The 12,561-nt window shown below is 47.5% G+C and carries 11 protein-coding genes; all 11 read right to left on the bottom strand.

The window, feature by feature from the left end:
• Nucleotides 1–22: 22 nt before the first annotated feature.
• Nucleotides 23–439, bottom strand: coding sequence for a DUF5615 family PIN-like protein (locus tag ACYQ15_RS21660; protein ID WP_459939652.1), 417 nt, complete (start codon nt 437–439; stop codon nt 23–25).
• A complete protein-coding gene (locus tag ACYQ15_RS21655; RefSeq protein WP_459939651.1) occupies nt 432–662 on the bottom strand; it encodes a DUF433 domain-containing protein in 231 nt (76 codons plus the stop codon). Before ACYQ15_RS21655 ends, ACYQ15_RS21660 begins: the two co-directional genes overlap by 8 nt.
• A 62-nt stretch (nt 663–724) precedes the next feature.
• Complete coding sequence (gene pglX, locus ACYQ15_RS21650; RefSeq protein WP_459939650.1) at nt 725–4,330, bottom strand: BREX-1 system adenine-specific DNA-methyltransferase PglX; 3,606 nt, start codon at nt 4,328–4,330, stop codon at nt 725–727.
• A gap of 8 nt (nt 4,331–4,338) precedes the next feature.
• Entirely contained in the window at nt 4,339–7,851 is a 3,513-nt protein-coding gene (gene brxC / locus ACYQ15_RS21645; protein ID WP_459939649.1) for a BREX system P-loop protein BrxC, read from the bottom strand.
• 14 nt (nt 7,852–7,865) lie between these two features.
• On the bottom strand, nt 7,866–8,477 hold the full coding sequence (locus tag ACYQ15_RS21640; protein ID WP_459939648.1) for a DUF1788 domain-containing protein: 612 nt from the start codon (nt 8,475–8,477) through the stop codon (nt 7,866–7,868).
• Nucleotides 8,478–8,489: 12 nt separating this feature from the next.
• Entirely contained in the window at nt 8,490–9,092 is a 603-nt protein-coding gene (locus ACYQ15_RS21635; protein ID WP_459939647.1) for a DUF1819 family protein, read from the bottom strand.
• 1 nt (nt 9,093) lies between these two features.
• Complete coding sequence (locus ACYQ15_RS21630) at nt 9,094–10,425, bottom strand: hypothetical protein (RefSeq protein ID WP_459939646.1); 1,332 nt, start codon at nt 10,423–10,425, stop codon at nt 9,094–9,096.
• A 132-nt stretch (nt 10,426–10,557) separates the two neighbouring features.
• The gene (locus ACYQ15_RS21625) at nt 10,558–10,860 is read right to left on the bottom strand and encodes a single-stranded DNA-binding protein (RefSeq protein ID WP_459939645.1); all 303 of its coding nucleotides are present in this window, start codon (nt 10,858–10,860) and stop codon (nt 10,558–10,560) included.
• Nucleotides 10,861–10,913: 53 nt separating this feature from the next.
• Nucleotides 10,914–11,792: a hypothetical protein gene (locus tag ACYQ15_RS21620; protein ID WP_459939644.1), complete on the bottom strand. Its 879-nt coding sequence runs from the start codon at nt 11,790–11,792 to the stop codon at nt 10,914–10,916.
• Nucleotides 11,793–11,851: 59 nt separating this feature from the next.
• Nucleotides 11,852–11,956 carry a DUF4236 domain-containing protein gene (locus tag ACYQ15_RS21615; RefSeq protein WP_459939643.1) on the bottom strand — a complete coding sequence of 35 codons (105 nt, stop codon included), beginning with the start codon at nt 11,954–11,956 and terminating at the stop codon, nt 11,852–11,854.
• 6 nt (nt 11,957–11,962) lie between these two features.
• Entirely contained in the window at nt 11,963–12,406 is a 444-nt protein-coding gene (locus ACYQ15_RS21610; RefSeq protein WP_459939642.1) for a single-stranded DNA-binding protein, read from the bottom strand.
• Nucleotides 12,407–12,561: the final 155 nt, after the last annotated feature.

Raw genomic sequence — 12,561 nt, 5'->3', positions numbered from 1 at the left:
AGTCTTGATTTGGGATTGCTGATTATTTTGAGTTGGCAGATGTTGACGAATCTTCATGTTTACGCTGACCTCCAGTGAATATCCATTTTTCCTTGTTAAAAGCGAGAATAATCAAGTGGTCAACTACTGTTTTCGGAGCGTTTCGAGATAAAAATGGACTGAGGATGTTCAATATATTCTCTGAAGTTGTCGGCTTTGTCTTGATTCTTAAAACACCAGAATGACGAAATAGCGGCAGAACAGCCCAGTCGCCAAAGTGATCGTCAAGGGTAACAAGGACTCTCTTTTCGGATTTTGCTTTTTCCAATATCAATCTATCATCACAGCGAGACTGTCCGCAATCAGATGCTCGAAGAACATCATGGCCAATCCTTACAAGTTCATCTCGAACAAATCGCTGAATCATCTGATCAAGGTAAAGCCTAAATACTTCAGACATGTATTTCTCTAATTTCAGAATGATCAATGCTTGAACTCGCAAAAAGCAAGCAGGCTTGAATATCTTCCTTTTTCAGTTCCGGGTAATCATAAAGTATCTGATCCCATGATACATTTTCAGCGATTTGCTCCAGAAGAATACTTAAAGGAATTCTTGTACCTTTAATCACCGGCTTTCCATTGCATACCAATGGATTCCATTCAATCCTGTCATAAATATCCATACTACCTCTCCTGATAGTAAATTTTGATTTGTGATGGGTGCAGTTTCAAAAATCTCCCCTGATCAATCCTCCTTTGCATCCAACCCCGGAATCTTCTTTAACGCTGCCCCGAACTTCAGGTAATTCACCTTCACCCCATCGTCCAGGTCGATCTGGATTTGCTGGGTGGCCAGGGGATAGAGGGTGTCGCGTTCGTAGGCGTCCAGTTCGTCAAGGGTCTTTTTCAGGGCCTCGATTTCCTTGATCGCCTTGGTCTTTTCGGCCTTGGACGCATCGACGCTGGCCTCGACCCGTTTCAGGTGTTCCAGGTGGGATTGGAGCTTGGTGCGGAATTCGCGCAGATAGTCGTTGAGCACCACGCTGACCGTATCCGGGCGGTAGCGGTGCATGTAGATCAGAGCGTTGAAGCTGCCCTTGGGGCTGGTGAACAGCCAGTAGATGGGGCGTTTCTTGTAGCGGCGGACGTGGTCGGCATAGAAGTCCTTGAGAAAATACTTGCGGATGTCCTTGCCAATGGCCTTTTCGATGAACTCAAGGTTTTCCTCGTAATGCTCCTCCCCAAAGGTAACCCGGAGGAACTTGCGGAACCGCTCGGTCACGTCATCCGGAAACCAGTCGCCGTCCAGAATGGGGATGACGTTGTCCACGTCGGGCATGAAGGAGATTTTTGATTGGAGATCTTTGATTTTAGATTGGTCGTCCAAGCTAGGCTCGTCTTCCTCCAAATCCAAAATCTTCCTTCGAAAATCTAAAATCCCCTCCCCCTGATTGGCCAGGATCAGCCCCGGCTTGTCCAAGGAATAGCGGCCAAACATGCACCCCACGGAATAAGAGATAAACTCCTTCATGGTATCGAACAACAATAACGCCTCAAGCTCTTCCACGGTCTTATTGCCACCGTAGCGGTAGTGTGGATTGCAGGTCAGGGTGATCTCTTTGAGCGGCACTTCGGGAGTCAGTTCGTCTTGCAGACCGTAGGCTTCGATGAAGATGCGGTTGTTCTCTTCTTCGAGGCGTTGCATTGCCAAGGTCATTTCTTCCCATTGGGCACGAATATTAGTATATGTGGCATCAATAGATAATTGTTTATAGTCGTTTAATAGGAGAGGAAATGTGATGAAGCTCCAGGATGTTTCGTAAAAATTCCAATCTATTTTTTCGATATTTATTAAATAGCTCACAATATTGACAATTTGATTTGCATTTTCAGATTTAATATCGATTGGGATTTTAGCAATATATCCTGGATTGTAATCAAGAGTTGGAGTTAGTACGCCTATTAATTTCCGTGCTACGCAAGAATTTAAGTAGCCTAATATTATTTCGATTAAATCATTATTTTTTGGAAAAAGACTAGATCCTTTTATGTCAAACAATTCATTATCATGCATCAATCTAAAAGATGCGAACCGTCCACCTGTTGTTGACCATGTTACTCCTTTGCGAAAGTAATATTGAGTATTTTTGGGCTTTGAGTTACTACTTAAAATTAGACCTTTTTCTAGTCTGTGAAGCTTATCTTTCTTGATGTTCTCACCGTCATTATTCCAATCAACAACAAGTTCTCTATTTCCAAACCACTTTCTAAAAGAACCTCCTTTGTTGTATGGGTACCATTTGCAGTATTTTTTTTCTCGATATTTTTTGTCATCAATTAGTGCTTCAGAATGCTTTAATGCTGATACTTCGCTCCACTGACGAATAAATTTTTCATTATTACCTGTCTGAAGACCTGCTCTTACATCTGCGTAGTTTGATAATGGTGGAAATTTATCGAACAACCGTATTAAATTTTCAGAAAACCAATAGCCGATAGGACTGTCCGGAATTTTTTCATATCTATCTTGCCATGTAACAAATCGATTATTATCAGATAGAAACGCTAGTTCCTTTTTTTGTGTATCACTGTACTTTGTGAGACGAAAATAAATCCCAGGATATTTGGGTTTTGCATTTTTAAAAATGAATGCAACACTTTGAACAACTTCTCCAGTGATCTCAGGAAATGTTCGTGGACCCAGATGTAATAATGACTGAATTTGATATTCTTTCATTATTCTGGCTCGAATAAGCTTAAAATAGTCAAGAAACATCCAGCTTTGTTGATTAATCATCCCTAAATATCCATTTATCCGTATCAGCCACAGTCCACTATCCATAAAACAAGCCATAACGTCTGATTTGGTTTCTGAATAGCATTCTTGAACAAAAATGGACAATGACCTGTTCATACTTCCGCTTCCCATATACGGAGGATTCGCCACCACTACATGGTACTTTGGGCTCAGATAATCCGCCTGTCGCAAGGCTCGCAGCACTTTTTCATGAGTCAGATGGAGAAATGCGTCCCTGGATACATCCTTGGTCATCAACTTGCCGAGCGCCCCTTGCAAATCCGTTGCCTCCGGTCGTATCAGAGAGCCGAAGTTATCGGCTTCTTCGAACTGATGAAGGGTGGTGATCAGCTTGGGGTTGAACAGGTCACGGCCCACGAAGTCCATGTATTTTTTGAGTTCATCGCCGTGGAACTGGACGTTTTCCAGAACGCAGATGTTCGGGAGGATGGATTTGCCGCTAATGACTGCACGGCTCAGGAAGCGCTTGTCGTATTGGCGGGCTTTCATGGTCAGGGCGAAGGCGGCCAGTTCTCCGGCGCGTTCGTCGATCTCGATGCCGTAGAGGTTGTGCTTGAGGATCTTGGCCGGGATGTCCTTGGGTTCGTAGCCTTCTTCCTCATAGATGGCGTGGAGGAGGTCAAAGGCGTAGACCAGCATGTGGCCGGAACCGCAGGCTGGGTCGCAGAGTCGGATTTCTTCGGGGCTGTTGATGCGCAGGAAGTCGGTCTCGGTTTGCTCGGGCTTGATGTAGTAGTCCATGCGCTCGATGAGCCTGGAGTTGGGCCGGTTGAGCATCCAGAGGCGGCCCAGGGAGTTTTCCACCAGGTAGCGTACGATCCAGTGCGGGGTGAAAAGCTGGGTGGCGGCGGGGATGTTTTCCGGGTTGATCTTCTTGTTCTTTTTCAGCCCTTCAAAGACCTCGTCCTTTTTCTCGGAGATGTAGAACTGGTAGAGCCAGCCGATGACTTCAACGTCCTGGCAGTGTTCCAGGGTCATGGCTTCACGGGTATGGACCAGGATGGAGTTGTCCGAGAGCAGATCGTCCGGGAGCAGCAGTTCGGTGTAGTCGGCTATGCGCTGGAACAAGAAGGGCATGGCGCGGCTCAAGGAGTTGCAGGCCGACACCAGCAGGAGCCGGTAGGCTTCACCTTGGGGATCGCGGCTGGGAACGTTGCCGCCCAGGAGGGCGAAGATCCGCTGCCGGGTTTTCTCCTGGATCATGCTCTTGTCAATATGCCCCATCTTGGCCTCGGCCAGAATCTCCGGCTGAGTCTGGCTATTGGCTGGGGAAACCACGCCGATGCCGGTGTAGCGGTTCAGGTCCATGAACCGCAGCGCGCAAAACCGGTTGAACCAGGTATAGGCAACCCGCTCAATGACCTGATCCTTGCTGGTCCGGGCAATTTCTTTTTCCAGATGACGCACGGCGGATTCATTTTCCCGTCGGGCAGGACTTCCTTCAGTCAGCACAAGCTTGAGCTTGGCGGATACCTGGTCAATCAGGCTGCGACGGGCATATTGGGCGAATTTTTTGAGCTTGGCGGTTTCCATGATGATTCCTATATCTGAATTCTTTTGCCGCTGGATATTTCCGCCAAGAGCGCCTTGCGCATGGCTTCCAGGTAGCGTTCCACGTCGGTTTTATCGACCAGCCATGCCTTGTCAAAAGGTACTTTGATGGAATTAAAGGCCGCCAAAGGGACATGTACCGAGGACTTCGTCGTCTGATTGTCTCCTGATGTGTACCCACCGGCAGGCTCACTTTGGATCATCTCGTCCATCTTGGCCAGAAGCGTCGGATAGGTGCTGTTTTCGAAATTTCTCAGGGATTCGCGAACCACGGCGATGAGTTGTTGCTCCCGTAGGGTCGCCAGGAAGTCATCAAAGGGCTTTGTCAACTGGGCCTGTTGCTCCGGAGACAGGGCCGAGAATTCCGTCACACCGCGCAGTTTGTCTTGAAGGGTGGCAATAGTTTCCCGGGCTGTGTCGATTTCCTCTTGCACCAGGGCCGTGACCCTTGTTTGCAGCGCATCCAGCAAGCTCTTGGTCTGCTGCATTCGGTTGCCCTTGAAGCATTCCGAATGGCCCAAAAGTTCGGTGATCCGGGCACATTCATCGCTTTGGATGTACGAGAAATTTGAGCCGTGGTCCTTGATGAATGCTCTGGCGGAATTGTAGATATCCTTCTGCGGCCCGCCCATGAACTTGCGCACCGGGTCGATGATCGATTCTTTGAGGTCCAGCAGGTCATCGTGGTGTTGCGGAAAGTCAGCCAAGTACCAGGCATAGGGCTTGCCGACCATCCCTTTCAATTGATCCACCACTGGCGGGAGTATGGTGAGGAACGGGTACTGACTGGAGAGGGTGGTCAGGGTGGTGAGTTGCTGACTCATTTCCTTGAACGCTTCTCCGGTTTCCTTGGCCAATGACCTGGCTTCGCTGGCTTGTGGCGGAACATCAAAGAAATCCTCATAAAACTTTTTGAGCGCGCGAATTTGGCCCTGGGGAAACTCAACCTGGGGCTCGAGGACCAAATTGGTATGCCCATGGGTGTTGCGCAGGGCGCGTTCCAGGTCATCCCCTTCCAGGGAGTTGCTGTCCGTGCGGACTTCGATCTTGCCCCTGGCGCAAAGCTTGGCCAGGACGCAGAGAATGGCCGCATAGTACCAACCATAGGATTTGCGCTCAAACTTCTCCAGCACGGATTTCACGGAGGTTCGGATGCCATTTTTGCTGTTGACCTGTATAAAGGCCAACACTTCCTGCTCCGCTTCTGACAGACTCAGCACGTTCGCTTCAATAAGCCCGCCTCGTTCCGGCTTCAGGCACTTCGCGATATCGTTTTCCGTGTAGGTGATGCCCTTGAGCATGCGCAGGTTGGGATAGACATGGGTCATCAGAGCGTGAAATCCTCTGAAAATGCGTGGTTGGGCATCTTCCGATCCGATCTCCAGGTCTTTCCCGCCCACCAGCATGCGGGCCTTGCCCAGCAGGGTCTGGATAGCGTGCTGAATGTCCGCCAGCCGCTCCCGGTTCCGAAAGCTCTTGTCCGTCAAAATGCGCTTCACGGCGTCTTGTTGGGTGATGGAGATGTTCTGCCGAATGTATTTTTCCGTGCGTTTGTACATCAGCACATCCCGCATCAACCGGTCATCCGAGGGCATGATCACCAGCAGCTCGTCCTTGATCATGCTCTGCATGCGCAGATTGGCCTCGTTTTCCGCATGCTCGTGAAAAGGGGTGATCACGTTGATGGCCAGTTCGTGGTCCTTGCCAAAGAGTTTGTCATCCAGTTTGCGGGAAAAGGGATAGTCCTGCCCGTTGTCTGTGAACCGGATTTTTTTGGTCTTCAGGACCTGGTCGAATATGATCTTTTCCAGTTCCCCGGCGACATCCGCGGCTTCCACTTCCGTATTCTTGATTTCCTGTTCGACGTCCTTTTCCTCGTCGGTCAGGTACTCGTAAAAATCGCCGTTGCGCTGGATGTAGGTCTGCTGCTCCAGGATGTTCAACGCCTCTTCCACCTGCTTGCGCAGCCGGGGCAAATCCTGGTCAAAGCTGTCCAGCATGAGCACGCACAGGTTGCGGATGGTCGGTTTGAACTCCTTGACGTACTTGACCAGGAACAGGGTTTTCAGCAGGCGCACGGCAAATGTGTTATCCATTTGATTCTCGGCCTGGAGAACCGCTTTCTGGATGGTGGATTTCAGGGCCGTGCGAATACCTTCAAACATCAGGTCAAAGGTGGCCAGTTGGCCGATCTGGTGATCGCCGATCTGAATGGCCACTTGTTGGAAGACCCCGAGCATGGACCGCTCGCCCACGGAACTATGCCGGCCTTCGAAGGCGCTGTGTTGCGAAAGATTCTGGATCGCGGACTGGAACAAGGCGAATTGGTAGGGGATGAACGGGTAGCTGTGGATGAAGTGGTCCCGGTCCCGGTAGTTGCGGTAGGTGGCCGATCCATCGACAAAAGCGAAGAAGGTTTTGAAGTTGTTGGACTGGTCATGATACACGGTGGTCAGGGCCTGAACTCCAGGTTCGTTCTTGGTCAGCAACCGCCGCTGGATCACCTCGGCCACGTCCTGGCTGGTCAATTTCATCGGCTGGGGAAACCGGGCCATGATCTTGGAAAAATCGTTGCCCTGCTTGACGCTCATTTCGCCGACAATGCTGTTCAATTCCTCCTGGGCCGTAACGATGACCCAGGATCGCCCCCGGCATTTGGTGGCCAGGCTCTCGGCAATGGTTTGCAGATTGGTCATCAGCTTGACGTTACCTGCGATGAACTGGCCAACCTCATCCACGAAGAAGTTCAACCGAAAATCCGGACCTTGTTTGTCCAGGTAGATTTTCACGTTCTCCGCGAAATCCTCAATGGAAACCTTGTACTGCGCACGATACTTTTCCAGGATGCCCAGGGATGAGGTCTCGTCGCTGCCCGTGACCGCGCTGTAGGCCTTGGCAATGTTTTTGGTTTCCAGAATGGCCTGCTCCCGGCCCTTGAACCAGGAGCGTCCGGCCTGGGCCTCGTAGGCGGCCTTGAATTTGGCGTACAGATCCCGGCTGTCCAGATCCCGCTCAAATTGCGCGATATGCCCATGCTTGCCGTAATAGCCGCACATCTCGTCAAACACCTTCACGAACACCGCCAGCAGGGCGTCAATCTGGGTCTTGCTGATCACGTCGGCTTTCTGGTCGATATTGAACAAGATGCTTTTTGAAGGGATGCCCACGGCCCGCTTCAAATCAGCCCGCAGGATTTCATTGGTGTCGCATTTAGGCAGAAACAGATCCAGGATGGCCATGCCGTCGATAATCCGATTCTCTAATAACAGGGCCAGCATCTTCAACAAGTGCGACTTGCCCGACCCAAAGAACCCGGAAACCCAGACTCCGTTTGCGCCCTGATAGTTGTTGTAGGCGTCCAGAAACCGTTCCAGGCGCTTTTCCACCTCGTTGGTCAGTACATACTCCTCAACTTCCAACCGCAAGCTCTCCTCGTCATCCGCCTTGATTACACCCTCAATAGGCCGATCAACGGGTTTCTGGAAAAGGGACCGCAGATTCATGATGATTTCCTCGATTACGCTTCACAGTGGAAAATGTTGAAAGCACGATAATACTTGTCGTCGTGCAGGCGTCCGAACAGGTCCAGAGATGCTCCGGACTCCAGGGAGTGGGTATAGGCACCCGGGAAGAACATGACCGTGGGTTTTTCCTTGGCCGTACTTTGCAGGTTGTTCAATACATTGTGGGAACGGATATACGGGAAAACCTCACCAACTCCAGTCAGGAAAAGCACATCAAATTCATGAGCCGCAAGTCTGGCGGCAATGGCCGGCACAAGGTGCATCTCCGGGTCAAGGACGCTTTGCAGCAATTCCTTGAGTTCATCCTTGGTAATCGTCTCTTCCATCTCCATGACCTGATCCCAGATTTCCCGATCTTTCAGCATAGCTATGGACAGATCATACAGATTAATCTCCAGCACCCGTACCCCTTTGTTCTCCAGATTGCTCACCAGTTGGCGCGTCACCCTGGCCATCTCCATGGCCTCTTCGGGCTTGAACGGGCAGATGAAAAATGGAACCTCGTTGCCCAGACCTTTTTTCTGCAGAAAACGTTGTCCGGAGATGACGGAGAGAAGGTGCTGAAACCGTTCCTGGATGGGTCTTTTGTCGATGTGGTAGTGCATGGCTCCTGCCCTTTAAACGTTGTCCGGCATGGGGAAGAAGGTAAGGTCACGAGGATTGTCCTGGATCAGGATGTCCATGACCCGTGGGGAAAGCATGACCGCGTTGATGGTGTTGTTCTTTGTCAGCAAATCTGCTTCGCGCATGATCCGAAATAACACCTGTCGTAATTTATTCCGTGTGGATGCAGACAGGTTCTCAAGCTCTGGATGCCATTCGGATTTCTGATTAAAGAACGAATCATAGTCCACCAACTGCACGTCGCCCTTCAACGTAAGATATCGCTCCCGAAGCACCTCAACCGCGAATTCAGCAATGAATCGGTATCGCCGACACACCGCAACCCAAAGCAGTTGGGCTTGCTCCTGGGAACTGCCCTGAACCAGAAGCTCAAGTTCTTCCTGGTTAAGGTTTTCTAACCGAGGGATAATCTCCTGACAGATTCGCTTCAAGGAACTCTGCGTCCGGGCCTGTAAGAGGTTCTTGGAAAGCACATGGTCTCGAACTACTTCCCATTCTTTGAATTCCAGAAACAGTTCAGCTAGCTTCACGGACTCTTGAAGGAGGAGCGGGGCAGCGGTGAAGGAGAGTTTGTAGGGTATTGTTGGAGGTTTCATGCTACTGAGAAATAAATTTTAAATCCTCAGGATTTCCCATGTCATCGAACTTAATTGCCATATGTACTCTACCTTGATTATCTGTAAAGCCACTGGATCTGTTTTGGACAAATTTTGATGTTTGAATAAAATATTCATTTCCATTTTCGGTTAAGCTTTTAATACTTTGTGTTCGACCAAATAAATCTTGTCTTCTTCTTTCTAGAGTTGTTTTTTTATTGAAGTAAGCTGATTTTAAAAGTTTCTCAGAATTTTCATTAATTTTATGAACAAGAGATAGAATTCCAACGGTTGATAGTTGGTGGTTCAACATTTTATCTAGATCTTTGTCGTGAACACATAAAGGATCGATGTATGCGTTAATAAAATAAAAAAGACTGCCTATTCGCATTAACAAGAAATGCTTCTTGGCGATCCTTTCTGTTTTTAAAGAATAATCTTTAATTTTATTATATGTATTACCTGTCCCAAGTGTATCTTCATTTTTCTGGGCATTAACTTCGCTTAACAATCGATTCGCTTCTTCATGTATTTTGTTCATCCAAGACATCATTTCTTTTCTTGTGATTTCCAATGTTGTAAGCTTTGATTCCGGTATAGCATCCGGAGAATCCATTCTACGTATGAAGTTAACCAAATATTCAAGATAATCAATGGTTCCTTTCAAATCTCCAGTATCCTTATCTTCTAAATAATTCGTTATATCTGCAACACTCATTTTAATTGTTTCAAGATTTTTGTTAATTTCCGCGAGATGGGCTTGGGCAACTGCAATACTAGCTATGTGAAATACACCGACACCAATTTGCTTTAATTTGCCAGCTTGGACAATGCGCCCATGACCAACAAATTTTTTGGAATCAACTGCACGAGCCATCCCTCTATAACCACCAGAGTTCGCAGGAACAAGTTCATATATTCCGGAACCTAATCCTTTTTGAACTGAAGGATCAAATACGACTTCAATTGTTTTTCCAGGTGTAGTGAAACCTCTGGCAAGAACATCCCTTCCTAGTTGTTTAATTTTACCAAGAACAGCTTCATTTTTAATATCGATTGTGGATTTGTCGTGCATTGAATCAAGTTCTTTGCATTCCATGACAACATCTCCATTTTCATCTACTATATTAAATTCACATACTTGAATTTGAATCTCTTCTTGATCTTTTTGAATTATATTATCTTCAATTATTTCTTTTATAATATAATCATCCTTGACAATAAAATTTTTATTATTTTCAACATATTCTGGATCATTATTTTGCATAGACCGTTTGTATTTGATAATAATCAATGGAATAGCGATAATACAAACTATAAGTAAAATTTCCATGGCTCACCAACTTTTAATAAATGATGACAATATTATCACAATTCTTGACTGGATGCAGTAACTGTCCATCACAAAAAAGCTTGGGGGACCTTTCCGAATCCTGCCTGGAATTCAGAAATGTCACCTGCTGGGTCACGATCTCGGTGATATATCGGCACTGTCCCTGCTGATCCTGTCATTTCCTGGTCTAAAGCCTGCCTCCGACCCGGGCCTGTGATCCTTCCTGCAGAAACTTGCAGACATTTCAGCCTGGGATTGCCAGACAACGATGCGGTGCCATTCCGTTTGCTCGACCTTGTTACTGGTCTTGTCGGTATAGGATTCGTCCGTGGCAAGAGAAAAAGAGGTAACGGGAGCACCCTGAGCCGTGTACTTGAGTTCAGGGGTGACTCCCAACCTGCCGGTCAGGATGACTTTGTTCAGCGTGCCAGCCATGTGCTACCTCCAAATAAATTGAGCCCTTATCGTTTGTGTCCGTTTCCCTTGCTTTACTTTCTCATCTCAGGAGATATGCACCACATAAATGACTGAACGTCTATCATGTCTCTAGGTTTCAGGACTGAAATTTCTTGAAAGAGATAATTCGAAAAATCGAGAACAGTTTTGTATGTCAACCAATTCAGTTGAGATTTATAGTGGATGTCATATCCACATATTTCCGCAGTATTCTGTGTAACAGTGGGCTTGATGAACATGTATTTTTCTGGAAAGAATATAAAAAGATAATATGAGGCTATGGTCCATTTTGAAGCATTAATTTCCTCAAGAACAGTTACAAATGATTCAAACCTTTTTTTTAAATCCTGATCACCGTAAAGCAGGTCTCGGAGAGTAACAGTAAATTTTTTTTGATTATCCGCCGTGATAAGTCCATCTTTAAGACTCATCTTTTCGTTCGGAAATATTAGGTTTGTTTTGTCTGCGATCTTTTTAACGTGACTCGTGGCAACATCATATTGTCCGGAATCTATAAGTTGATCAAAAGTATCTTTATTGAGCATTTCGTTGGCTAAGGTGTGTGCCTTGACCTTGTACTCTCTCTCGGACTCAAGAAAAGCTTTTCCATAGAAACCATCTGGGTACTTCTTTTGGAAAAATGTGATCGACTCTGAAAGGCTTTGATACTTGTGCTTCCCTGGTTTGCTGTTTGGTTTTTCAGCGGCGACTTCCATTTTGTCCAGTAGTGGATGCTTAGCTTCATCGCCAGTAACAATTAGCGGTTTAACATGGTGAAGTGAAAGTTTTTTCTCGCCCGCCCCCACAAAGAACGCACGAACAATTTCAGCGCTGCTATCCTCAAAAACGAGACCAATTCCCCAATCAGCCATTTTCGGGTGCTTGATACGATCACCTTTTTTATAATCCATGTTTTCCTTTCTTGTTCGGTTTATGCTCTGAACCCCTACATCACCTCGTCCCCTGATGGTCATTTTCGCCCCACGCGTCTAAAGGACAGCGAAGGGCCGGACTTGCTCAGGTTCAGCGTGATGCCGGGGGCAACACGGAAGCGGCGGAAGAAGCGGAAGGCCATGATAAGTTAAAACGGAGGGCCATCGTCCGGTGGCATTTCACTTCCTTGCTGACGCTGCTTCGGATAAACCTGCTGGTCATCACCACCTTGCCCCTCACGCAGTCGCTCCGAATCCTGCTTGGAGTCCATGAACGTGACGTTCTGGGCAACAATCTCGGTGGTGTACCGATCCTGGCCCTGCTGATCCTGCCATTTCCTGGTCTGAAGCCTGCCTTCGACCAAGGCCAGCGATCCTTTTTGTAGAAACTTGCACACATTCTCGGCCTGGCGCTGCCAGACAACGATGCGATGCCATTCAGTCTGCTCGACCTTGTTCCCGGTCTTGTCCGTATAGGATTCGTCCGTGGCCATGTTGAAACTGGTTACCGGCGTACCTTGGGCCGTGTACTTCAATTCCGGGGTGGTCCCCAATCGACCGATGATAATTGCTTTATTCAAACTGCCTGACATGATCCACCTCTCAATTGTCGTAAATATCTATGGGTAATAATTTTCAAAATCTTGCTATCCTCAATGACGTTTAGAATCAAGAAGGCATTGAAGACCGAGGAAGAATCTGCTTAATGGGTAAGAACGCTCACCAGTTTTTCCTTGAAAGCTGTTTT

This window comes from Desulfonatronum parangueonense, assembly GCF_054656975.1.
Note: the sequence above shows the minus strand (reverse complement) of the source record. Positions and strands in the feature narration are given on the sequence as shown.